Source organism: Sulfitobacter sp. (assembly GCF_036960155.1).
GTDB lineage: Bacteria > Pseudomonadota > Alphaproteobacteria > Rhodobacterales > Rhodobacteraceae > Sulfitobacter.
The window spans coordinates 1-23168 of the sequence record NZ_JBALWB010000014.1 but is presented as its reverse complement, the minus strand read 5'-3'; the positions used below and the strand labels follow the sequence as shown (position 1 = coordinate 23168).

General features: G+C 55.2%; 25 protein-coding genes, 1 tRNA gene and 1 pseudogene. 10 read left to right on the top strand and 17 right to left on the bottom strand.

Annotated features, from left to right (window positions below):
- The first annotated feature begins 44 nt into the window (after window positions 1-44).
- The 5 genes from V7775_RS20575 to V7775_RS20555 all read left to right on the top strand — a co-directional run bounded on the left by V7775_RS20575 (window position 45) and on the right by V7775_RS20555 (window position 3790).
- On the top strand, window positions 45-998 hold the full coding sequence (locus V7775_RS20575; RefSeq protein ID WP_335753801.1) for an SPOR domain-containing protein: 954 nt from the start codon (window positions 45-47) through the stop codon (window positions 996-998).
- A gap of 11 nt (window positions 999-1009) precedes the next feature.
- Window positions 1010-2014 (top strand): beta-N-acetylhexosaminidase, encoded by a 1005-nt coding sequence (gene nagZ / locus V7775_RS20570; RefSeq protein WP_335753862.1) that lies wholly within the window; start codon window positions 1010-1012, stop codon window positions 2012-2014.
- Entirely contained in the window at window positions 2007-2789 is a 783-nt protein-coding gene (locus V7775_RS20565) for a segregation and condensation protein A (protein WP_335753800.1), read from the top strand. Before nagZ ends, V7775_RS20565 begins: the two co-directional genes overlap by 8 nt.
- Before the next feature lie 4 nt (window positions 2790-2793).
- A complete protein-coding gene (gene scpB / locus V7775_RS20560; protein ID WP_335753799.1) occupies window positions 2794-3450 on the top strand; it encodes an SMC-Scp complex subunit ScpB in 657 nt (218 codons plus the stop codon).
- Between the two features lie 61 nt (window positions 3451-3511).
- Window positions 3512-3790 (top strand): hypothetical protein, encoded by a 279-nt coding sequence (locus V7775_RS20555; protein WP_335753798.1) that lies wholly within the window; start codon window positions 3512-3514, stop codon window positions 3788-3790.
- Window positions 3791-3814: 24 nt separating this feature from the next.
- Here V7775_RS20555 and V7775_RS20550 read toward each other — a convergent pair whose 3' ends face one another.
- From V7775_RS20550 to V7775_RS20515, 8 genes are all read right to left on the bottom strand, one after another.
- The gene (locus V7775_RS20550) at window positions 3815-4900 is read right to left on the bottom strand and encodes a 2'-deoxycytidine 5'-triphosphate deaminase (RefSeq protein WP_335753797.1); all 1086 of its coding nucleotides are present in this window, start codon (window positions 4898-4900) and stop codon (window positions 3815-3817) included.
- A gap of 79 nt (window positions 4901-4979) precedes the next feature.
- A tRNA-Pro gene (locus V7775_RS20545) sits at window positions 4980-5056 on the bottom strand.
- A 68-nt stretch (window positions 5057-5124) separates the two neighbouring features.
- The gene (locus V7775_RS20540) at window positions 5125-6726 is read right to left on the bottom strand and encodes a MerR family transcriptional regulator (protein WP_335753796.1); all 1602 of its coding nucleotides are present in this window, start codon (window positions 6724-6726) and stop codon (window positions 5125-5127) included.
- A 4-nt stretch (window positions 6727-6730) separates the two neighbouring features.
- Entirely contained in the window at window positions 6731-7033 is a 303-nt protein-coding gene (ihfA, locus tag V7775_RS20535; protein WP_260000780.1) for an integration host factor subunit alpha, read from the bottom strand.
- A gap of 93 nt (window positions 7034-7126) precedes the next feature.
- The gene (locus tag V7775_RS20530; protein WP_335753795.1) at window positions 7127-8098 is read right to left on the bottom strand and encodes a beta-ketoacyl-ACP synthase III; all 972 of its coding nucleotides are present in this window, start codon (window positions 8096-8098) and stop codon (window positions 7127-7129) included.
- Window positions 8095-9171, bottom strand: a complete 1077-nt coding sequence (gene plsX / locus V7775_RS20525; protein ID WP_335753794.1) for a phosphate acyltransferase PlsX — start codon at window positions 9169-9171, stop codon at window positions 8095-8097. Before plsX ends, V7775_RS20530 begins: the two co-directional genes overlap by 4 nt.
- A gap of 40 nt (window positions 9172-9211) precedes the next feature.
- The gene (gene rpmF, locus V7775_RS20520; protein WP_335753861.1) at window positions 9212-9418 is read right to left on the bottom strand and encodes a 50S ribosomal protein L32; all 207 of its coding nucleotides are present in this window, start codon (window positions 9416-9418) and stop codon (window positions 9212-9214) included.
- A gap of 229 nt (window positions 9419-9647) precedes the next feature.
- Window positions 9648-10202: a YceD family protein gene (locus tag V7775_RS20515; protein ID WP_335753793.1), complete on the bottom strand. Its 555-nt coding sequence runs from the start codon at window positions 10200-10202 to the stop codon at window positions 9648-9650.
- An 88-nt stretch (window positions 10203-10290) separates the two neighbouring features.
- On the opposite strand from V7775_RS20515, the gene V7775_RS20510 reads away from it, so the two are divergent.
- The 3 genes from V7775_RS20510 (at window position 10291) to V7775_RS20500 (ending at window position 13386) form a co-directional block, all read left to right on the top strand.
- Window positions 10291-10755, top strand: a complete 465-nt coding sequence (locus tag V7775_RS20510) for an outer membrane protein assembly factor BamE (protein WP_335753792.1) — start codon at window positions 10291-10293, stop codon at window positions 10753-10755.
- Window positions 10756-10819: 64 nt separating this feature from the next.
- Complete coding sequence (locus tag V7775_RS20505) at window positions 10820-11542, top strand: GNAT family N-acetyltransferase (RefSeq protein ID WP_335753791.1); 723 nt, start codon at window positions 10820-10822, stop codon at window positions 11540-11542.
- Window positions 11543-11577: 35 nt separating this feature from the next.
- Window positions 11578-13386, top strand: a complete 1809-nt coding sequence (locus tag V7775_RS20500) for an ABC-F family ATP-binding cassette domain-containing protein (RefSeq protein ID WP_335753790.1) — start codon at window positions 11578-11580, stop codon at window positions 13384-13386.
- Between the two features lie 22 nt (window positions 13387-13408).
- Here V7775_RS20500 and V7775_RS20495 read toward each other — a convergent pair whose 3' ends face one another.
- Genes V7775_RS20495 through tyrS form a run of 3 tightly spaced genes read right to left on the bottom strand, consistent with a single transcriptional unit; the run spans window position 13409 to window position 16328 of the window.
- Window positions 13409-14164, bottom strand: a complete 756-nt coding sequence (locus tag V7775_RS20495; RefSeq protein ID WP_335753789.1) for a 3-hydroxyacyl-CoA dehydrogenase — start codon at window positions 14162-14164, stop codon at window positions 13409-13411.
- 36 nt (window positions 14165-14200) lie between these two features.
- The gene (locus tag V7775_RS20490) at window positions 14201-15025 is read right to left on the bottom strand and encodes a GNAT family N-acetyltransferase (protein ID WP_335753788.1); all 825 of its coding nucleotides are present in this window, start codon (window positions 15023-15025) and stop codon (window positions 14201-14203) included.
- Window positions 15026-15077: 52 nt separating this feature from the next.
- Window positions 15078-16328, bottom strand: a complete 1251-nt coding sequence (gene tyrS / locus V7775_RS20485) for a tyrosine--tRNA ligase (protein WP_335753787.1) — start codon at window positions 16326-16328, stop codon at window positions 15078-15080.
- Window positions 16329-16397: 69 nt separating this feature from the next.
- Here tyrS and V7775_RS20480 point away from each other — a divergent pair, with 69 nt between their 5' ends.
- A complete protein-coding gene (locus V7775_RS20480) occupies window positions 16398-17549 on the top strand; it encodes an anhydro-N-acetylmuramic acid kinase (RefSeq protein ID WP_335753786.1) in 1152 nt (383 codons plus the stop codon).
- An 8-nt stretch (window positions 17550-17557) separates the two neighbouring features.
- On the opposite strand, the gene V7775_RS20475 is transcribed toward V7775_RS20480, so the two are convergent.
- From V7775_RS20475 to V7775_RS20450, 6 genes and pseudogenes are all read right to left on the bottom strand, one after another.
- Window positions 17558-17863, bottom strand: coding sequence for a hypothetical protein (locus V7775_RS20475; protein WP_335753785.1), 306 nt, complete (start codon window positions 17861-17863; stop codon window positions 17558-17560).
- A 52-nt stretch (window positions 17864-17915) separates the two neighbouring features.
- Complete coding sequence (locus tag V7775_RS20470) at window positions 17916-18422, bottom strand: GNAT family N-acetyltransferase (RefSeq protein ID WP_335753784.1); 507 nt, start codon at window positions 18420-18422, stop codon at window positions 17916-17918.
- An 80-nt stretch (window positions 18423-18502) separates the two neighbouring features.
- A complete protein-coding gene (gene eno / locus V7775_RS20465) occupies window positions 18503-19777 on the bottom strand; it encodes a phosphopyruvate hydratase (RefSeq protein ID WP_335753783.1) in 1275 nt (424 codons plus the stop codon).
- Window positions 19778-19831: 54 nt separating this feature from the next.
- Window positions 19832-20722, bottom strand: a complete 891-nt coding sequence (locus tag V7775_RS20460) for a DMT family transporter (RefSeq protein WP_335753782.1) — start codon at window positions 20720-20722, stop codon at window positions 19832-19834.
- Between the two features lie 71 nt (window positions 20723-20793).
- Window positions 20794-20979 (bottom strand): OST-HTH/LOTUS domain-containing protein, encoded by a 186-nt coding sequence (locus tag V7775_RS20455; RefSeq protein WP_335753860.1) that lies wholly within the window; start codon window positions 20977-20979, stop codon window positions 20794-20796.
- A 93-nt stretch (window positions 20980-21072) separates the two neighbouring features.
- Window positions 21073-21360: pseudogene (locus tag V7775_RS20450) on the bottom strand (NYN domain-containing protein); the annotation flags it as partial.
- Between the two features lie 429 nt (window positions 21361-21789).
- On the opposite strand from V7775_RS20450, the gene V7775_RS20445 reads away from it, so the two are divergent.
- Complete coding sequence (locus V7775_RS20445) at window positions 21790-23097, top strand: DEAD/DEAH box helicase (protein WP_335753781.1); 1308 nt, start codon at window positions 21790-21792, stop codon at window positions 23095-23097.
- Window positions 23098-23168 lie beyond the last annotated feature (71 nt).

Below are 23168 nucleotides of genomic sequence, written 5' to 3'. Positions count from 1 at the left end.
TTCAGATCCGCGCGGCAATGTATTGCGCGGGCAGAGAGGCAACGATGGCAGATTACACACAATCCCCTCAGGGGGGCTTTTCGACGCATCAGCATCCTGAATATGCAGTGGCGTCTTCCGGTGCGCTGAGCAAGTTTACCAATTTGACAGGCGCGGCGGTTTCGCTGGCGCTGGTGATTGGCATTGGGGTTTGGGGTTACAAGCTGTTGGTGCGCGACGTCAGTGGCATCCCTGTTGTGCTTGCGGCGTCCGGTGAAATGCGTGTGCGTCCTGAGAATCCGGGTGGGCAGTTGGCTAGAAATCAAGGGCTGTCTGTCAACACAATCACGGCCATTGGCTCCTCAGAGAAACGGGCCGAAGAATTGCGCCTTGCACCTCAGCCGACCGATTTGGCTGAAGAAGACCAGCCGATGCTCCATGGTGAACAACTGACCGAAGTGACCGCCGAACGGGCGCCCGTCCTAGAGGCACCAGCAGCGCAAGACATAGCAGCAGCCCTTGAATCCGGTTCTGTTGAGGACCTAGTTGCGCAGCTGACCAATGGTGTCGCGCCAATGCAGGCGATGGAGCAGGCGGTCGTTCCGGTATTGGCCTCAGTTTCCACAGATACTGCTGCGGCATTATTAAGTGGTGAAGGTGTGCGTGTATCACTACGCCCAACCTTGCGCCCGAAACGTGCGGCAACTACGGCTCCGGCGACACCTGCCGCTGCCAGTAGCGCAGATATTGATGCCGCAAGCCTGCCTGTAGGTACCCGATTGGTGCAGCTTGGTGCTTTTGACAGCCCAGAGATCGCACGTGCCCAGTGGGGTAAATTGAATGCGCGTTTTGCGCCTTTCATGGAAGGTAAAAAGCGGATCGTGATGAAGGCAAAATCAGGTGGGCGGACGTTCTACCGATTGCGTGCCCAAGGTTTCGACGACATCGGTGATGCGCGCCGCTTCTGCTCTGCATTGGTAGCCGAAAGCGTGGATTGCATCCCTGTGGTGACACGGTGAGCAAGGGGCGGATGCGCTTTGGCGCGACAATCCTTGATGCCGCTGGCCATCGCCTGACAGCAGATGAAAAGGCGCTGTTTCGTGACGCCAAGCCGTTTGGCTTTATCTTGTTTGCAAGAAACATCGACACACCGGACCAAGTGCGCGCGCTTTGTGATGATTTTCGCGAAGCCGCGGGCCACTACGCACCTATTACAATTGACCAAGAAGGTGGCCGTGTTCAACGGCTGCGTGCGCCCAACTGGCGCGAGTGGCTGCCGCCCATGGAATTTGTGCGCGCGGCAGGTAAACAAGCAGATGAGGCCATGTATCTGCGCTTTCGTCTGATCGCGCATGAACTGTATGCGTTGGGCATTGATAGCAACTGTGCGCCTATGGTCGATGTACCCGGGCCTGATACCCACGAATTCCTCTATAACCGGTGTTATGGCCTGAACGCCCAGCAGGTTGCCCTGATGGGGCAGGCCGCCAATGACGGGATGTTGGCGGGCGGTGTTTTGCCAGTGATCAAACACATCCCCGGTCATGGCCGCGCAACTGCGGACAGCCATTTTGAATTGCCGCATGTCAGTGCCTCGCGTGACGATCTGGATCGCGTTGATTTTGCGCCGTTCAAGGCCTTGCGTGACACCCCGATGGGGATGACCGCTCATCTGGTTTATGACGCGATTGATCCACGTCCAGCAACATTATCTGCGCGTATGATGCAGGTGATCCGCGAGGACATCGGTTTTGACAATCTGATCATGACTGATGACATTTCAATGAAGGCCCTGACAGGGTCGCTTGGTGATTTAAGCCGCGATGCGATTGCGGCAGGCTGTGATGTGATCTTGCATTGTAACGGTACATTGTCTGAACGTGCTGAGGTGGCAGAGGCTGCTGGTGAGATGACGGATGCTGCGCAACGTCGTGCTTTACGTGCGCTAAGTTATCGTCAGACCCCCGACGATATTGACATTAACGCTCTCGATGCGCAGCTTAAGGCGCTTGTGGGCGAGGATGTGCATGGCTGAGAGCCGTTTTGAGGAAGACAACACAACAGTTGCGGATCGGCTAGCTGCCGAGGCGCTGATTGTGGATGTTGACGGGTTTGAGGGCCCGCTTGATCTGTTGCTGACCCTCAGCAGAACCCAAAAGGTTGATCTGCGCAAGGTATCCGTTCTGCAACTTGCGCGCCAGTATTTGGCCTTTGTGGAAAAGGCCAAAGAGCTGCGGCTGGAACTTGCTGCGGATTACTTGGTGATGGCCGCATGGTTGGCGTTCCTTAAATCGCGCCTATTGTTGCCCCCTGATCCAACCGATGAAGGCCCATCAGGTGAGGAACTCGCCGCGCATTTGGCCTTCCAGCTAGAGCGGCTTGCCGCGATGCGCGATGTAGCGGCCCGCCTGATGGCGCGGGATCAACTGGGGCGTGATTTTTTTGCGCGCGGCCAGACGCAAATTGTAGAACGCGTGCGCAGCGTGACCTACACAGCGACATTGCTGGATTTGATGCAAGGCTATGCCCGTATTCGCACGCGCGACGAATTTCGCCCGTTTGTGATGGACCGCGAAAAAGTATTCACGATGGAACAAGCGCTGGAACGGATGCGGGGCCTTATGGGCTTTGCCGGTGAATGGGGTGACTTGATGAGCTATCTGCCCGAAGGCTGGGAGAGCGACCCAATCAAGCGCCGCTCGGCCACGGCGGCGACGTTTGCGGCGTCTTTGGAGCTGGTCAAAGAGGGCCACATGGAAATCCGGCAAAGCGACGTCTTTGCGCCAATCCAGTTGCGCAAGAAAGATTAAGATCATGTCAGAAGATGTTGACCAAAAAGAAGAAAGCCTATTCGAGGCTCCACCAATGGCTGAGCAGGAGCGTATGATCGAAGCAGTGCTGTTTGCCAGTGCTGAACCGATCACAATCAGAGATTTGCAGACCCGTTTGCCACATGGATGTGACGCAGCCGAAGCCATGGTTTACGTGCGCCGCCGCTTTGAGGGGCGAGGTGTGCATGTGATGAAAATCGGTGATGCCTATGCCATGCGCACGGCTGCTGATCTGGGCTATCTGATGCAAAAAGAAACGGTAGAGGTGCGCAAACTTAGCCGCGCCGCAATCGAAACCCTTGCCATCATTGCCTATCATCAGCCCGTCACCCGCGCCGAGATCGAAGAAATTCGTGGTGTTTCTGTCTCACGTGGTACGGTGGATCAGCTGCTAGAGCTTGAATGGATCCGCTTTGGGCGTCGTAAAATGACACCGGGGCGGCCAGTAACATTTGTCGTAACAGAAGGGTTCCTTGATCACTTTGGCCTTGAAAACGCACGTGATTTACCAGGTCTAAAAGAACTACGTTCTGCTGGGTTGTTGGAAAACCGTCCCCCTCTTGGCATGTCATTGCAGGTCGGTGATGGTGAGGACGAGCCTGAAACCACCGAAGGGCAAAGCGAACTATTTGAGGATTGATCCTCAAAATTGCCGTAATTGTCCCTATATTGGCGACAAAGATACCACCGAGGAGAGCGATATGAACCAGATCATCAACATGATCATGCGCACAGTTATGCGCAAACTGCTCAACAAGGGCATAGACGCAGGATTTAACAAAGCCGCTTCAATGCGGGGCGGGGGCAAGCAACAGCAGCCTCAGGGTGAGATTGACGATTACGGCAATCCTGTTCAAAGCGGCCCAACACAGCAAGAAGTACGCGCTGCGCGCCGTGCAAAGCGCCAAGGTGGCGGTCAATCGGGACAGCAGCAGACCAAGCAGGCGATGAAAATGGCCCGCCGGGCGACCAAGTTTTAAAATACAGCTTGCAGCAAATGGGATTTAGGCGCTTTTGGGCGCCTTAAAGTGTTTGGACAGCTTTAGGCCCTGACCTTGGTAGTTTGAGGCGATTCCAGCGCCGTACAGCTGTGTAGGAGCCTCTGTCATACGCTCATACACCAAACGGCCAACAACCTGCCCATGCTCAAGCACAAATGGCGCTTCATGGCAGCGAACCTCAAGAACACCGCGGGAGCCAGCACCACCAGCCGCGTCGTGCCCAAAGCCGGGATCAAAGAAGCCAGCGTAATGGACGCGGAATTCGCCAACCATCGCCAGATAGGGGGCCATTTCGGCAGCGTATTCTGGCGGAATGGTCACGGCTTCGCGGCTGACGAGAATATAAAAGGCACCGGGGTCCAGAATGATCTGACCATTGGTTGTATGGACCTCTTCCCAATACTCGGAAGGGTCGTAGTGCCCGATACGGTCCAGATCAATCACACCTGTATGCGGTTTGGCGCGGTAACCGACCAGCGTTGTACCAGCGAGCTTTAGATCAACGGAAAATCCCAAACCATCATCGATCACGGCTGGGCCGTCTACAAGCGGTGTGTCAGCGTGCAACGCGCGCAGTGCATCATCACTAAGGGCCGCGTTGCCCGTGCCAAAGCGGATCTGGTTGAGGCGCATGCCCGGGCGTACAAGGACAGAGAAAGAGCGCGGGCAAATCTCGGCATAAAGTGGGCCGTGATAGCCTGCTGCAACGCGGTCAAATTCGGTGCCCCCATCGGTGATGGTGCGGGTTAACAGATCAAGACGTCCGGTTGAGCTTTTCGCGTTGGCGACTGCACTCACATTATCGGGTAGGGCAAGGTGCTCCATCAACGGCACAACGTAGACCGCACCTTTTTCCAAAACAGCGCCCTTGGTGAGGTCAACGCGGTGCATCTCAAACTCTTCGAGCCGATCGGCCACCTTTGCGCCGTGCCCTGTCAGGAATGACGCACGTACACGGTAAGCAATGTTTCCCAATCGCAAATCAAGGCTGGCAGGCTGAATTTGTGCACTATCCACTGCTGGATTGGCTGAAATCTCGCCTTTGGCGATCATTGTTTCTAGCTGCTGGTTTGGGATCACGCCTGGCATGTCAGGTCCTTTTGGGTAGCGGTCGTTGGATGTACAAAACGCCCGCACCTGAAAGGATGCGAGCGTTTTGAGTATGTCGTGGTCGGGCTAGCAGGACTCGAACCTGCGACCTTCCGTCCCCCAGACGGACGCGCTACCAGGCTGCGCCATAGCCCGACATGGGGCCGTTCATACCGCATAAACAGGGCGGTGCAAGGGGCAATCGCACCCATTTTGATCACCGCTCAGGAATTCGGGTGATTGCCACCGCGCCGTGCCGCCATCCGGTCGCGTACGGCTGTCAGTTGCGTCACCAAAGGTTGGATATTTTTCGCGGTAGTTGCATCGATACTTCGTAAGCGGCTTGCTTTTGTGAGCATGGCAGCCAGCGCGGGAATATCGGGTTCGGCCGTTATCTCTGGCATGCCAATATCGCGCGCCTTGGGGGCAGGAATAGTTTCCGGCACGGGCATGACCTTAGCAACAATAGGTTCAGGTTCTTCAGAGGGTTTTGTCGCTTCCGCTGGTGTTTCCGTAACCGTATCGCCAACCTCAGCAACCTCAGCAACCTCAGCAACCTCAGCAACTTTTGGTTCAGAGCTGGCGCGCAAGAACGATGGTAGCGGGGGAATAGCCTCAGGCGTTGGTTCGGCAGGAACATTTGTCTCAATGTCCGGCATGGTTGCCGCGACGTTTTCTGGCGATTCCGCTTCCGCTTCGACTGGAATCTCAGTTTCTTCCGAAATTACAGAATCTTCAGCTATTTGGTCTGCCAGTGCGTCCTGCTCAACCGCTTCTTGTGTGCTTGCTTCCGGCTTTTCGGGCGTATGCGCCTCTGGAACGATCTCAGCAGATTCTACCTTTTCTGCCTCAGACCCAGTTTGGGTTGTGGTTTCAGGCTCTGTTGGTTGGATTTGCGATGGCGTATCCGATGAGGTATCCGATTCTGGCACTGCTTTTTCAGCTTTGGCTTCTACAACCTCGGGCTTTGGGTCCTGTTCATCAGATATCGATTGGTCGGGTAACGTCGTATTCATCGCTTTATCGTTGGTCTCAGCTGCAACATTGTCCACTGGAGGAGCATCGGCTACGGTTTCCAAGGTGTCCTTGGCGGGTTCTTGTTCGGCCTCAACGGGATTCTCCACTACAGAGGTCTCTACGATAGCTTCCTCTTCAACTTTATCTTCGTGGGGCATTTGCACCGAGTCATCCGCAGATTCAGCAAGAACATCGTCCACTGGAGCGGTGGTTTCATTTTCTGGCATGACCTTGGCGGTTTCTTGATCTGCTTCAGCAGGTTCCACCTCGGTAGCCGCGTTCAGGTTAGCTTCTTGCTCGGCTGTATCCGTTGGGCTTTCTTGGTCTGCATCATCTCCAGCCTCTGCTAGGTCATCGTCAAGCAGAGCAGGAGCCACTGCTTCTGGAGTGTCTATGGCAGGCTCTTGCTCAGCCTCCAGCTCGGATTCTGGCTCACTCATGGTTTCTTTAACGGTGTCTTTTGGTGCCTCAAAGGGCAGAACAACGGCTTCTGGTTGGGGAATTGAGTCGGGTTCCAATTCGCCATCAGCACCTTCCAAAGGCATGGACATCGCAGAGACATGGCTCATGCCTTCTTCGCGTAAAAGCTTTTGAACGCCTTTGATTGTTAATCCATCATCATGCAGCAATTTCTTAATGCCACCCAACAACAACATATCCGCGGGTCTGTAGTAGCGACGCCCACCTGCACGTTTGATTGGCTTTACTTGCGTAAACTTACTCTCCCAAAACCGCAGAACATGAGCCTGAATGCCAAGCCAGTCTGCGACTTCGGAAATTGTGCGGAAAGCGTCTGGTGATTTTGGCATATACTCAGGACTTATTGCCGTCCGCTACCCGGTCTTTCATCAGGTGTGAAGGACGGAACGTCAGAACACGGCGTGGATTGATCGGCACTTCTTCGCCAGTCTTGGGGTTGCGGCCGATACGCGCCGACTTATCTCGGACAGAAAAAGTACCGAATGAAGATATCTTAACCTGCTCGCCGCGCACCAAAGCGTCGGACATCTCTTCAAGCACGGTCTCAACCAACTGCGCGCTTTCGTTTCGCGATAGGCCGACCTCGCGGAAAACAGCTTCGCTCAAATCCATACGCGTCAATGTGTTGCTAGTCATATTCATCCCCTAGTTTTTTGAAACATTGGCCAGCTTGGCGCTTTAAGTCAACATCTTCGCCAACTTTACACGCGCAACTTATTGCTGATGAGTTCACCAGCGCAGTACGACTGCGCCCCAAGCCAAGCCACCACCGATGGCTTCGGTCACCAACAGGTCACCTTTTTTGATCTGTCCACGCTGCACGCCAACAGACAGGGCAAGGGGGATCGATGCGGCAGATGTATTGCCATGATCTTGGACTGTGACCACAACCTTATCCATCGATAGACCCAGCTTTTTGGCGGTGCCTTGGATAATGCGTATGTTCGCCTGATGGGGCACAATCCAGTCAACGTCAGTGCCGTCGATACCTGCGCGCTCCATGGCTGTTGTTGCCGTCTTGCTCAGCTTTTCAACGGCATGGCGGAATACTTGATTCCCTTGCATGCGCAGGTAGCCAGTTGTGCCCGTCGAACTGCCGCCATCCACGTACAACAGCTCGCGGTAGGAGCCGTCAGAATTGAGGTCAGTAGAAAGAATGCCACGGTCTGCAGATGTGCCTTCGCCTTCCTGGGCTTCCAGCAAAAGCGCGCCAGCACCATCGCCAAACAAGACACATGTGCTGCGGTCGGTCCAGTCCATGATCCGGCTGAATGTTTCTGCGCCAATAACCAACACGCGGCGCGCCTGACCGGATACGATGAGGGCATTGGCATTGGTCAGCGCAAAGACGAAACCGGCACAAACTGCTTGAATATCAAAGGCAAAGCCATGTCTCATGCCCAGTTGGTCCTGAACCATCGTCGCGGCAGAGGGAAAAGTTAGATCAGCCGTTGAGGTCGCCACCACGATGGCGTCCACGTCGTCAACTGTCATCCCTGCCATGTCGAGTGCGGCCTTTGCAGCGGCGGTTGCCATGCTGGATGTTGTTTCACCTTCACCCGCGAAATGGCGTCGCTCAATCCCTGATCGCGCGCGAATCCATTCGTCATTGGTTTCCAGTGATGCCTCAAATTCGGCATTTTCAACAACGCGGGTTGGTAGGTAGTGACCAACTCCTTTTACAACGGCACGCAGTGTCATTGGGCGGCTGGCTCCTCGGTTGGCAGGGCGGCTGCAACGCGAGCAGCCAGTTTGTCGTTAAAGCCATTTTCGGCCAATTGCGCAGCGAGTTTGATCGCCGCAGATATGCCTGTCGCGTCGGCAGAACCATGTGATTTCACAACAGTTCCATTCAGGCCCAAAAACACACCACCGTTCACACGGCGGGGGTCAATTTTTTTCCGAAGGCGCATCATTGACCCATAGGCCAGAAGCGAAGAAAGGCGTGACAAAATGGAGTACTTAAAGGCTTCGCGTAGACGCTGCCCGATCAAGCTTGCTGTGCCTTCGCCGGTCTTGATCGCAATGTTGCCAGTAAAACCGTCCGTTACAATGACGTCGGCTTTGTTGCCAGAAATATCGCCACCTTCGACGAATCCTACAAACTCATATGCTGCATCTGTCTCATGGTCGCGAATCAAGTCGTATGCTTCTTTGAGTTCGGTGCGGCCTTTGTGTTCTTCGGTTCCGACATTCAGTAGCCCGATACGCGGTTTTTTCAGGTCCAACCCATTGCGCGCATAAGACATGCCCATCAAGGCATACCGCAGCAGATCATCGGCATCTGCGCGAATGTCTGCGCCGACATCCAACATGACATTAAAACCGGATGGATTCGAAGAAGGGTAGAGCACAGCAATGGCGGGCCTGTTCACGCCGGGCAGTTTGCGCAAGCGGATCATAGAGAGCGCCATAAGCGCCCCTGTGTTGCCGCAAGATACAGCAACGCTGGCTTCGCCTGTACGGACGGCCTCAACGGCGGACCACATAGAGGTGTCTTTGCCGGAACGCACAACCTGACTTGGCTTATCGTCCATCGTCACAATACCGACTGCATTGCGGATTTTGGTACGTTGTTCAAGCACGGGATGTTTTGCAACAAGCGGGCGTAAAACGTCCTCAGGACCATGTAACACAAAGGAAATGTCTGGATTTGCTTTGGCCGATATGAGGCAACCGGCAACAACAGCTGCCGGTCCTTGATCGCCCCCCATCGCATCGACCGAGATGAGGGTGCGGGCGTTCGCTGTCGTGTGATCGGTCGGGGCCGTCATCTTCTGCGAATGCCTTTAGTTGTTATTGATCGAACGAAGCTTACGCCGCGTCGTCTTCGAGATCAATCTCGTCGACCTGCGCTACAATTTCTTTTTCCGCATAGTGACCGCAAGACGGGCAAATGTGGTGTGGGCGCTTTAGCTCACCGCAGTTGGTACACTCGTTCGGGTTCGCTGCTGTCAGCGAATCGTGTGAGCGGCGGTTGTTGCGGCGGGATTTGGAGACTTTATTCTGCTGGACAGCCATATCTGGTGCCTTTGTATTCGGGGCCATGGTGTTGCACATCGGGTGCAGCGGGCCGTGTTTCTGATCAACTCCCGTACGGGTGTGTGGTGCGTTTAGGCAAGTGCTGCTCGCTTGTCCAACGGTATTTCGCCAGATAGCTGTAAAATACTGTGAAAGTACCCGTTTGCAGGCCAGATATTGCCAAGGTTACCGGGCAACAGACTAGTTGGCGCAATTGAGCGTCTTATTCTTAGTCGTCCGTGTTGCCGTCCAACTGGTCTTTTAGGGCGGCAAGGCCAGCAAAGGGGCGTGCTTCTTCATCTGTCATAGGTGTTTTTCCGGGTTCGGTGACGCGGATAGTCTTTGCTTGGGCTTCGTCTTTGCGCGGATACTCTGGCAGAGCGAGGGCGAGGGCCTCTTGCATTACAATGGCAGGATCAATCCAAACACCCAATGGTTCGATACTATCATCTTCGGGCATTTCTATTTCAGGTGCTTCGGCTTCGCTGAAGTCTTTAACAAAAATACGCGCAACGTCTGTGTCGATTCTTGTGACCACTGGTTCAAGGGTGACAACACAGGCTTGGACCGCTGTGGCGCCCAAGCGGCCTTTGAGTTGCCAGTCAGATTCGCCAAAAGGTTTCAACGACCCTTCAAAAGACAGTTTTCGTAGGCTGCTAATGCCAAGCATCTCAGCCAAGGTGGCAAGAACCCGCGCATCTGGACGTATTGAGAATGGAGACGGGCCAGACTGAGAAAGGCTGGAGACTCGCAGGCTGGTGTCGCTGGGGGGCGTTGGGGACATGAGCAGGTGCTTTCGTTTCTTGAACCATAGGGCGCATTTGGTGTAAGCGGGATAAAAGCCATACAGGCTGAGGGCAAGGGGCAGCACTATGAGTATCTTTATTAACACAGGCGCTTTGCGGCGTGTGCTGATTGCAGCAACGCTTATTGGTGGTCTTGTTGCCTGTAGTCCTGAGTTTGCAAACCACGGCTATATTCCGCCTGAGGAAGAGCTGGACCAAATAGTAGTAGGTGTTGATACACGGGCATCTGTTGAGGACACCATTGGTACGCCGTCTACTGCAGGTGTGGTGAACGACAGTGGCTTTTATTACGTGCGCAGCAGAAAACGGACCCTTGGCGCCTTTGCGCCCAAGATAATTGAGCGTGAGGTGCTGGCGATCAGTTTTGACAGTTCTGGTGTTGTGACCAACGTTGAACGTTTCGGACTGGAACGGGGGCAGGTTGTGCCGTTAGAGCGTCGCGTGACGACCTCGGGCGTTGGCAATTCCGGCTTCCTGCGTCAATTGCTTGGAAACCTCGGTCGCTTTAACCCATCGGCGCTGGCGGGCTGATTTCACACGAATGCAATGCAATTGATGCAACGCTTATCCCGATTGGTTTTCAGGCGGGTCTCGTATGAAGTTTTTTAAAAAAGGAAACTATTCGGTCAGACAGGCCGAATCCGCTGATGATATGTCAGTGGCGCTTGCGCTGCGTGGGTTGTGTTTTGGTGCCGCTGGCGGGGTAGCGGACAAATTTGATGCGTGCTCTACACATGTTCTGGTGGAAGAAATCAAAAGCGGCCAAGCCGTCGCGACGTTTCGAATGTCTATGCTGGACGGTGCGCGAGTCCACACCAGCTATGCGGCACAGTATTACGACCTTGCTGCATTGGCTGCCTTTCAGGGGCCTATGCTTGAGTTAGGGCGGTTTTGCATTCATCCCAGCCACGCAGACCCAGATATATTGCGCATCGCTTGGGCCGTTCTTACGGCTTATGTCGATGAGGCGGGGGTTGAAATGTTGTTTGGCTGCTCATCATTCGCGGGAACGAACGCAGATCCTTACCGCGATGCATTTGCCTTGCTTAAAGCGCGGCATCTGCCACCTGAGCGTTGGATGCCTCGGATAAAGGCAAAGGATGTGTTTCGCTACTGCGTGCAGGAGCAAAGAAAACCCGATCTCAAAAAGGCCAATGCAACGATGCCGCCATTACTGCGCACCTATCTGATGATGGGGGGCTGGGTGAGTGACCATGCGGTCATAGATCATCAGATGGACACGCTGCATGTTTTTACAGGGCTTGAGATCAGCGCAATCCCACCTGCACGCAAAAAGCTGCTTCGCGCACTTGTGTGATTGACGTTCTGGCGCGCGCGCATTAGGCGACACCCATGGCACGCGCACCCGTTCTTCAACTCTCCGATATCGCCCTCACTTTTGGCGGCGATCCTGTATTCGATAACCTCTCGTTGGTTGTCCAGCCCGGCGATCGGCTGGCTTTGGTGGGGCGTAATGGCTCTGGCAAATCCACGCTGATGAAAGTCATGGCGGGGTTGGTGGAAGCCGACAACGGCATGGTCACCGCAGGCCCGGGCGTAAGCGTTGGTTATATGGAACAAGACCCTGATCTGACAGGGTTTGAAACACTTGGCGATTTCGCCTCTCACGGGCTAGAGCCTGGTGAATTGTATAAAGTCGAGCGCGCTGGCGAGGGTCTTAAGTTTGATCCCGAACGCCCCGTTGCAACCGCATCAGGTGGAGAACGTCGCCGCGCAGCACTTGCACGTCTGATGGCGCTTGAGCCTGAGTTGATGTTGCTGGACGAGCCGACCAACCACCTGGACATCGAGGCCATCGCGTGGCTGGAGGACGAACTAAAGTCCACCCGCGCAGCCTATGTGATTATTTCCCACGACCGTGCATTCCTGAATGCGCTGACCCGCGCCACCCTTTGGATTGATCGTGGTGCCGTTCGGCGCCAAGAGATCGGCTTTCAAGGGTTTGAAGCATGGCGCGATACGATCTGGGAAGAAGAGGACATGCAGCGCCACAAGCTGAACCGCAAGATCAAAGCGGAAGCACGTTGGGCTGTTGAAGGTATTTCCGCACGGCGTACACGTAACCAAGGCCGGGTCCGCGCGCTGCAAGATCTGCGCGCCGGACGTGCGGGTCAGATCAAACGCCAAGGTGCCGCTGCCATGGCGCTGGAAGCGGGTCCAAAGTCTGGCCGTAAGGTCATGGAAGCGATTGGAATTACAAAGGTTTTCGGCGACAAGGTCATCCTGCATGACTTCACGCTGACGGTGAACCGTGGGGATCGTATTGCGCTTGTTGGTCCTAACGGTGTGGGTAAAACCACGCTGTTGAATATGTTGATCGGCAAAGAGCAACCCGACAGCGGTGAAGTCAAGATTGGCACCAATCTGGCGCTGGCGCTGTTCGATCAGGCGCGTGCGCAGCTGGACGGCAACATGACCCTGTGGGACAGCCTGACAGGCGATCCTGATATGCGGGTAAGCGGTAAGGCGGATCAGATTATGGTCCGTGGCATGCCCAAGCACGTCGTTGGCTATTTGAAAGAATTCCTGTTCGACGAGGCCCAAGCCCGCGCACCTGTGCGTTCCCTATCTGGTGGGGAAAAGGCGCGTTTGCTGTTGGCCAAACTGATGGCGCGCGAAAGCAACCTGCTGGTTCTCGATGAACCGACAAACGATTTGGACGTTGAAACCCTTGATCTGATGCAGGAACTGCTGAGCAACTATGACGGCACTGTCATTCTGGTAAGCCACGACCGTGACTTCCTTGACCGTGTTGCCGCCACAACCATCGCCATGGAAGGCGACGGACGTGCCACTGTTTATGCAGGCGGTTGGAGCGATTATCTCGCGCAGCGCGGAATGGAGGATTTCTCGGAAAGTGTTGTGAAATCCAAAACTTCAGCGGGCAAGCCACAGACAAAAGAAAAGACGCAATCAGGCCTTAGCTTTACTGAAAAGCACCGCCTGGAAGCATTGCCTGCCGAGATTGAGCGGATAGGCGCAGAGATTGGCAAGCTCGAAGAGCTGTTGGGCGATCCGGCATTGTTCACTGAACAACCTGCCAAGTTCCAAAAAGCCAGTGATGCGCTGGTGCAACGTCACGGGAAACTGGCAGACGCCGAAGAAGAATGGATGAAGTTAGAGGAGAAGGCGAGCGCATAGCCCGCCTTCCACACTCATCGCGTTAGCGCATGCGCAGCGCGCCGTCCAAACGGATCACTTCGCCGTTCATATATCCCATTTCGACAATAAACGCCGCCAGTCGCGCGTATTCGCTTGGATCACCAAGGCGTGCGGGATTTGGCACTTCCGCGGCTAGGCTGTCTTGAACTTCCTGCGGCAACCCTTTGAGCATTGGCGTGCCAAAAATGCCGGGAGCGATGGCCATAACACGGATGCCTGATTGTGCAAGATCACGTGCCATCGGTAGGGTCATGCCCACAATCCCTCCTTTGGACGCGGCATAGGCAACTTGGCCTTTTTGCCCGTCAAACGCGGCAACTGAGGCTGTGTTGATGATCACGCCGCGCGCGCCGTCCCCTTCGGGTTCGTTTTTGGCCATCGCTGTCGCGGCAAGGCGGGCCACGTTAAAGGTGCCGACAAGGTTGATGTCGATGGTCTTTTGAAACGCGGACAGCGGGTGAGGGCCATCGCGGCCTGTGGTTTTGATGCCCAGTGCAATGCCAGCGCAGTTCACGGCGGCATTTAGCCCGCCCATTTGTTTTTGAGCTTGGGCAATGGCGGCCTCAACTGAGGCTTCATCGGTCACATCCGTTTCAATGAAAAAACCACCAATTTCTTTGGCAACTTGTGCGCCGCGCTCAGTGTCGCGGTCTAGCAGGGTTACCTTTGCCCCTTGAGCGGCGAAATGGCGGGCGGTAGCCTCACCAAGGCCCGATGCGCCTCCGGTGATGACAGCGGCGGTTGTGGACATCTGCATGTGGAATGCTCCCTATCTGAACAGGCGTTCAGATAATCACGTGCGCCGCGCACGCGCAAGGGGGCCCCAACGTAGCCATGTGCCGCCTGTTGGCTGTGGCAGTGCACCCGCACGCCGCTTAAAGCGATCAATATTTGGTGTGGTGGTCGGCCCAAGGTCAAGCGAAGTGATGCCGCGTTGCGCCAGTTGGTTCATCGCGCTCCATAAAAGGAGGTTATGTGCGTGGGTTTTGCGACCAGCATCGGTGCTGTGACCGATGTGATAGGTTGCGCGGCAGCCGTGTGAAAGGAACAACATGTGTGCCACAGGATACCCCCGCAGCAGGGCGGTGAACAGATGGGTTTGATCAGGCGCGATTTTAGCAAAGGCAGCAGTGAGGGTTACAGGCCAGCTTTGATACCGCCGTTTAAGAGCCTGCGCCCGTTCAAGTGCCAGCAAGATGTGACCCGGCGTAAGAGGGCGTTCTAAAACCCGCAGCGGCCCGTTTTCGGCCTGTCCCAGCTGGTGCCGCCAGTTTTGATGCAACGCCGCGCGGCGTTCATGCTGCGCGGCACTCAGGTCAATTTGTAAAAGGGTGCGCGGGGGGCTGATCCTCAGGGCCAGTGGCATCTTGCAGGGCTGCTCTGGTGACAGGATCAGGGGCAGGCGTTGTTGCCCCACTTGGGCAAGCTGTGCGCGCAGATCAGCGGGCGGGCAGACGCGCGGAAGCATGAGAATCGGGATGCCAACAACGCGCCGTTTAAGAAGGGTGAGGCCAGAAGGCAGGGTGACTGGCGCTTCACCGCAATGGCGCAAAGCGGCTGCAAAAGCGCGATCTTGCATCAACGCATGAGAAGACGTGGAGGGGGTGGCATCAAACATAACATCACATTGGACGCAGCGTGGTTAAGGCAGGCTTAACCACGCATGGGATTTATCCCAGTTGCACCAGCGCGTGACGTTTTTTGCCTGCGGATAGTTTGATTGGCGAAGCCAGTGCAGCCGCGTCAATCATCAGGCCAGCATTTGTGAGCGGTTCATCATTCAGGCGCGCACCATTTTCCGAGATCAGGCGTTTGGCTTCTTTGCCAGAACCCGCAAGGCCGGATTTTACAATCAGTTGCACGATGGACATCCCGTCCCCAATATCCGCTGCAGAAAGCGTCAGCGTGGGTAGGTCATCACCAACGCCGCCCTTTTCAAACACTTCGCGCGATGTCGCCTCGGCTGCAACCGCAGCCTCTGGGCCGTGGAGTAGGCCAGTCACTTCATTGGCGAGGCGGATCTTGGCCGCATTAATCTCGGAACCCTCAAGCGCGCCCAGACGGTCACACTCGTCCACAGGCAGCTCGGTGTATAGCTTGAGGAAGCGGCCCACATCGGCATCTGTGGTATTACGCCAGAACTGCCAAAACTCGTAAGGGGACAGCATATCAGGATTAAGCCAGATCGCGCCGGATTGCGATTTGCCCATCTTTTTGCCGTCAGACGTGGTCAGCAGTGGCGAGGTAAGGCCGTACACTTCGCCGTCAATCACTCGGCGCGTCAGGTCGATCCCGTTGACGATGTTGCCCCATTGATCGGATCCGCCCATTTGCAGGATACAGCCATAGCGGCGGTGCAGCTCCATAAAGTCATAGGCCTGCAGGATCATGTAGTTAAATTCGAGGAAGCTGAGGCTTTGCTCACGATCAAGACGCGATTTCACGGATTCAAATGCCAACATGCGGTTGATGCTGAAGTGCCGCCCGATGTCGCGCAGGAAATCGAGGTAATTCAACTCGTCCAGCCATTCCGCGTTGTTGACCATAATCGCATCAGACGGGCCATCGCCGTAGGTGAGGTAGGCGGAGAACACCTTTTTGATGCCCGCGATGTTCTCATCGATCTGTTCTGGACCCAGCAAGGGGCGCTCATCCGCGCGGAAAGACGGATCGCCAACCTTGGTTGTGCCGCCGCCCATCAGGGTGATCGGCTTGCCGCCCGTCTTTTGCAGCCAGCGCAACATCATGATTTGAATGAGCGATCCGACGTGCAAGGATTTTGCCGTGGCATCAAAGCCGATGTATCCAGGCTGTGCGCCTTTGAGCAGGGCCTCGTCCAAGCCTTGATAATCGGTGCAATCAGCCAAAAAGCCACGCTCCATCATTACAGCGACGAAATCGGATTTGGGATGGTATGTCATGGCGCTTGCCCTCGGATCAAATTGCAGGGCATCTATAGGCGGAGCAGGGCCAAAGGAAAAGGCAAGAATATGGGCACAACTCGTATCGAGAGATCTGGCAAAGGGCGGGCCATCGCAAAGACGGGTGTTGTCACAGCTGCGGGTGCAATGTCTGGCACGTCGCTAGACGGGGTGGATGTGGCTGTGCTGCAAACGGATGGTCATAGCATCGCGGGATTTGGCCGCAGCGATTATCGCAGCTACACCGCACAGGACCGGAAAGTAATCGCCGATGCCTTTGGGCAATGGAGCGGTGACGCAGTTGAAGCCGCCGCACAGATTGTTGAGGCGGCACATCTGGAGATTCTAAGCGACTTCACTGACGTTGATCTGATCGGGTTTCATGGTCAAACCCTTGCCCATGCACCGCGCCTTCAGGGGACGCTGCAAGTTGGAAATGGCGCGATGTTGGCTGACCAGCTTGGCGTGCCCGTTGTATGGGATTTCCGATCCGCTGATGTTGAGATGGGCGGCGAGGGTGCGCCGCTTGCGCCGTTCTTCCACCATGCCTGTGCGCGCTACATCAAAGCTGACGGGCCTGTGGTGTTTCTGAATTTAGGTGGTGTTGGCAACCTAACGTGGGTTGATCCTGCAATTGAGGAGCCACACCAGAGCGGTGCTTTGCTGGCCTTTGATACGGGGCCTGCCAATGCGCCCCTGAATGACTTGATGCAAGAACGGCTCGGGCTGGCCTATGACAAAGACGGCGCAGTTGCGCGCGGTGGCACGGTTGAAATGGGCGCGCTAGAGTTGTTTTTGGCAGAGCCGTATTTTGCACGGATGCCGCCCAAGTCCTTGGATAGGAATGATTTTGATGAGATGGTCGCACTGGTGCGCGAACTGTCTGATGCGGATGCTGCGGCGACCCTGACCGCGATGTGTGCTGCTGGCGTTGCTGAGGCGATGCAACATTGTCCCAGCCCGCCAAGCCGCGTTCTGGTGACAGGTGGCGGGCGGCGCAACCCCGTCCTGATGCAGATGCTTGAGGTCTCGCTCGATTGTCCGGTAGTGCCGGTTGAAGAAGTTGGGCTGGACGGCGACATGCTAGAGGCCCAAGCATTTGCCTATCTGGCAGTGCGTGTGGCGCGTGGGTTGCCAACGTCGTGCTCTGGCACTACGGGTGTGCGTGCGGTCGTAGGCGGCGGCACAGTGAGTGTGCCAGTAGATCTGGATCAAACCTGAGACATAGATCAGCAGGTTTTGTCGGCAGCCTTTTGAAATTTTGGTGCGGCCCAGCTGCGTTTGTGTATGCGTACGCAAAATTTATCACCTGATTGCAGGGTCGGGCGGACAATGAGTGGATCAAGACTGTGTTCGGCCCCGGCTGCCAGCGTGAATGTGATGGACCACTGATCAGGCCCTGCATCGGGCACTAGAGATATGACATCAACAACCGTCGCAGGCAGAACTCCCACAGTACGTGTGGCTCTTTCAACGAGGGGCAGACCTGCAAGCAGGGCAATGCCTGCAATGGCAATTGTGCGTTTACGGCTCATGTCGAAATCTCCAATGCGGCGTCAAGGGGCAGTATCTTGGAAGTTCCTGCAATTACAGTGGCGCTTCAAAGAACAAAAGATGTGGCAGCGCGTCTTCGGGCGTGTCCTGATACGGGCCGCGCTCCGAAAATCCCAGATTGGCATACAGCGCGCGGGCAGGGCCCAGATTGACAGACGTATCCAAGACGACGCGGGAATACCCGTCCGTGCGCGCCTGATCCATCAGCGCACCAATCAGTTTGCGCGCAATGCCATGGCCGCGGGCTTCGGGTGCAACAAACACGCGTTTGATTTCGGATGTTTGCGGATCAAGGGCGTGTGTCATGGCGCAACCCACTGGCGAGCCATCAAGTTCGGCCAATAGGATTATGCCTTGCGGGCGGGCGTGCTCGGTCTCAAGCGCGTCCATCAGCGCGGCGTATTTCGGGACAGGATAAAACGTCTCGGTCAGTTCTGCCTCAATGGGCGATACGCTGGCCAGATGTGTGCGGTAATCCCAGCAGAGCTTGCGAACGGCCTCTAGGTCGGTGGGTGAGGTCGCAGGGCGAATGAGGGTCATTGAACCAACTCCTGAAATAGATAGGGCGACACCAATGATGCCGCCCCTTTTATTATTTTCCAAGCGCTTAACGTGTCAGCTTACTTGAGAATGCTGCGGCCCGCGTATTGCGCGCTTTCGCCCAAGGCTTCTTCGATGCGGATCAACTGGTTATATTTCGCGAGCCTGTCAGAGCGTGCCAGCGAGCCGGTTTTGATCTGACCACAGTTGGTCGCAACGGCCAGATCGGCAATCGTTGCATCTTCGGTCTCGCCGGAACGGTGGGACATCACATTGGTGAAACCAGCGCGGTGCGCCATTTCAACGGCTTGAAGAGTTTCAGTTAACGTACCGATTTGGTTCACTTTAACCAGCATTGAGTTGGCGGCCTTACGTGAGATACCTTCGGCCAAACGCGCAGGGTTTGTGACAAACAGATCATCGCCAACCAGTTGTATTTTATCACCCAAGGCGGCGTTCAGTGCGATCCAACCATCCCAGTCATCTTCGTGCATGCCATCTTCGATGCTGATGATGGGGTAATCATTTACCAGCGCTGTTAGGTAATCGACGTTTTCGTCAGAAGACAGTGTTTTGCCTTCGCCCGCAAAGACATACGCGCCGTCTTTGTAGTACTCAGAGGCTGCACAGTCGAGCGCGAGATGGATTTCTTCGCCGGGTTTGTACCCAGCTTTTTCGATGGATTTCAAAATGAAATCAAGTGCATCACGGGTGGAGCTGATGTTTGGCGCAAAACCACCCTCATCGCCAACACCCGTCGCAAGACCTGCATCAGAGAGTTCTTTTTTCAGCGTGTGGAATACTTCGGAGCCCATACGAACAGCATCGCGGATGTTTTCCGCTGCCACTGGCATGATCATGAATTCTTGAATGTCGATCGGGTTATCTGCGTGCTCACCACCGTTGATGATGTTCATCATCGGTACGGGCAATACGCGAGCGGAAGTGCCACCAACATAGCGGTACAGCGGTTGTGCGCAGAAATCTGCAGCAGCTTTTGCAGAGGCAAGGGAAACGCCGAGAATGGCGTTTGCACCAAGGCGCGCCTTGTTCGGGGTGCCGTCCAGTTCGATCATGGCTTCGTCCAGATCAACCTGCTCGGTTGCGTCCAAACCTACCAGAGCTTCGGCGATTTCACCGTTTACGGCAGCGCAAGCTTCCAACACGCCTTTGCCGAAATAACGGCTCTTGTCGCCATCGCGTTTTTCAACGGCTTCATGAGCACCAGTTGATGCGCCGGAAGGAACCGCAGCGCGGCCCATTGTTCCATCTTCAAGAGTAACATCTACTTCGACAGTGGGGTTCCCACGGCTATCGAGGATTTCGCGGGCGTGGATATCAATGATGGTGCTCATGGCGGCGTTCCTTGGGGCAGATCGTTTACGTTGCGCCCGTCTTATAGCGCGATGTCACGCATTGGAAGGCTTGGTGGCCGATTTGCGCCGCTGTTTGCGCTCCCGCAGGACCGTATAGATGCCTGAGGCTACAATTATGCTTGCCCCAAGCAGGGTGAACAGATCTGGACGTTCACCAAAGAACGAAATGCCAATGACCAGTGCAAAGATCAGCCTGCTATACCGGAAGGGGCTGACAAAGCTGACTTCGCCAACGCGCATAGCTGCAACAATAGCGTAATAGGCAAAAATGCCGATGATGATGGATGCAATCATCAACCCGATAAGCTGCATATCCATGGCTTGAGGGGTTTTGCCTGTTATGGCCAGCATGATCAGACCAGCAGGGATCAGCACGAGAAAGCCCAAAAAACTAAGCTGCATGGTGGATAGGCTTGGAGGCACCTTGCGCGTGGCCACATCACGTGAAGCCAGCCCCAAAACGCCCCCCAGTGCAAATAAAGACAGAGGCGAGAACCCCTCCATTCCGGGGCGGATGATCATTAAGACACCAATGAACCCGACAAAAATAGCGCTCCAACGGCGCCAGCCAACCGTTTCACCCAAGAAAAGCGCGGCGCCCAGTGTCACAACCAATGGTGTGGCCTGTAAAATTGCCGAAGCGGATGAGAGGGGCGTAAACACGATGGCCGAGATAAAGCACATGGTGCCGATGATTTCACCTATTGCGCGGATCACAACCGGACCTGTCAGCATTGCGCGTTCAAATAACGCACGCCCTTGGGCCAAAACAATGATCCCAAACACGGTTGAGCCACCAATACCGAGCAAAAAGATGATCTGACCCACTGGAAGGGCATCGCCCATCAGCTTGATAAACCCATCTTCAATTGCAAAACCAAGCATGGCCAGCACCATCAAGATCGCGCCGCGCAGATTATCCATGTAAGGGGGCTCCGTTGTGTTTGGAGTTTGATGCGCTTTTGTTGGCGGCTGTGCAAGGGGCTGTGAGATTGCTATTTTTTCAGCCGAACCCACCCGCTACCGAGCTGGCGATATTCCAATTTTGGGACGGATTGGACCAACGTTGACAAGTTAACACATCCGTAGGTTCGGGTGTCAAAATCAGAGTGTGATGCGCGGATGGTTTGGCCGAGTAGGCCCAAGGCATACCAATCATCATCAGGTTCTATTTTTGCCATAGCTTGTTTGACAAGGCCCAAAGCCGCTTTGGGGTGCTGGGCAGGTGGGCTGTCTTTTCTGGCAGTTTCATCGATGTTCTCAATTAGAATGAAACGGTTCACAACATTTTGTAATGAGGTCGGCGTCTTTTCTTCGCCTATACAGATCACCAACTTCCCAGATTCACGCATCCTGTTGGCAAGTGCAGTGAAGTCGCTATCTGAACTCACAATAACAAATCCATCAAATTGGCCGTCATGTAGAATGTCCATAGCATCAATCACCAGACGAATATCAGAGGCGTTTTTGCTTTTTGTATTTGCGGAAGCTTGAATTGCGCCCAGCCCAAGTGACAGTGGTTTGTCGCTCCAGTGTTTGAGATTTGGTTCGGTCCAATCCCCGTAGACGCGCCGTAACGCGGGTTATCCAATGTTGCTTACTTCTTTGAGGATCGATTCAGCTAAACGCGCATTCAGATTGTCGGCGTCGATCAAAACGGCCAGCAATGGGCGTTCATTTGGGTGGCGTTTGTGCATTGGAGCTTCCTTTCACGTTATGAGGGAAGCCTTAAAACGATGTCGTGTGGTTTGCCAGACCCGTTGACTTATGTGCACGTAGGCCCCATGTGGGGGATAGGGCGTACCTTCTGCCGCGTGAGCAGGCTGCGGATATCCGTAATTGTAAGGTCGCCCCTTGTTCCCAAAATCACGCGTGGGGCCAGACGCATTCCGACAGGGGCAGGGCATTTGGTCCGTTCCTGCGATCCGGTATTGCGCACCCTAGATGATATGCGTTCGGGCCTTGCCCGCAGCGCGGAAGATGAGTTTTTAATGAGCGATTTTGACATGATGGAGCTGCCAACAGCTCTTGTGAAACGACTGGCGGCTATGGGTTTGAAAGATCCAACTCCGATCCAGAAACAGGCGATCCCGCATGGGATCAATGGCCGCGATGTGATGGGCTTGGCCCAAACCGGTACAGGTAAGACAGCAGCCTTTGGTATTCCGTTGATTGCGCGGATGCTGGAAATGGAAGGGCGTCCAAACCCTAAATCCGTGCGCGGCCTAGTTTTGGCCCCAACCCGTGAGCTGGCGACCCAGATCAGCGTAAACCTGCGCGCCTTTGCCGAAAGCACACCAATCAAGGTGGCGATGGTTGTTGGTGGTCAGAACATCAACACCCAGATCAAGCGATTGCATCCTGGTGTAGACATTCTGGTTGCGACACCTGGTCGTTTGCTTGACCTGATGGACCGCCGCGCGGTGCGTCTGGACGAGGCAAAGTTCCTTGTGCTGGATGAAGCGGACCAAATGCTGGACATGGGTTTCATCCATGATTTGCGCAAGATTTCCCAAGTGATCCCAAAAGATCGCCAGACATTCCTGTTCTCTGCGACAATGCCAAAGCTGATGAACGAGATCGCGAACAGCTATCTCAACAGCCCGATCCGCATCGAAGTGTCCCCTCCGGGCAAAGCGGCCGATAAGGTCACTCAAGAGGTCCACTTTATCGCGAAGTCGGAAAAGAAGACCCTGCTGATTGAACTACTGGCCAAGCACAAAGGCGAACGTGCGCTGGTATTCGGGCGCACAAAGCACGGTTGTGAAAAGCTGATGAAAGATCTGGTCAAAGAAGGTTTTGACGCGGCGTCCATCCACGGCAATAAATCCCAAGGTCAGCGCGATCGTGCAATCGACGGATTTAAAAAGGGCGACATCACAGTGTTGGTGGCCACGGATGTGGCGGCACGCGGTTTGGACATTCCTGACGTGAAGCATGTCTATAACTATGAATTGCCAAATGTGCCTGACAACTATGTGCATCGCATTGGCCGTACCGCGCGTGCTGGCAAAGATGGCGCGGCAATTGCGTTCTGTGCGCCGGATGAAATGGGCGAGTTGATCGACATTCAAAAAGTTATGGGCATCCGCATTCCTGTTGCCTCTGGTCGCGTCTGGGAAAGCCATGAAATCCCCGCCAAGCCAAAGCAAAAAAGTCGTGGTGGTCGCGGCGGCAGTGGCGGCGGTCGTCCACAGGGTGGTGGCGGTGGCCGTCCCCAAGGTAACGCTGGCGGTGGTGCTGGCAAGCCCGGCGGTGGCGCACGCAGGCGTCGCAGCGGTGGCGGCGCAGCAGCGTAATTTAAGGTACAAGAAAGGGCTGCCTCTTGGGTCACCCTTGACGGTAGATGTTGAAACCCAGCGACCGAAAT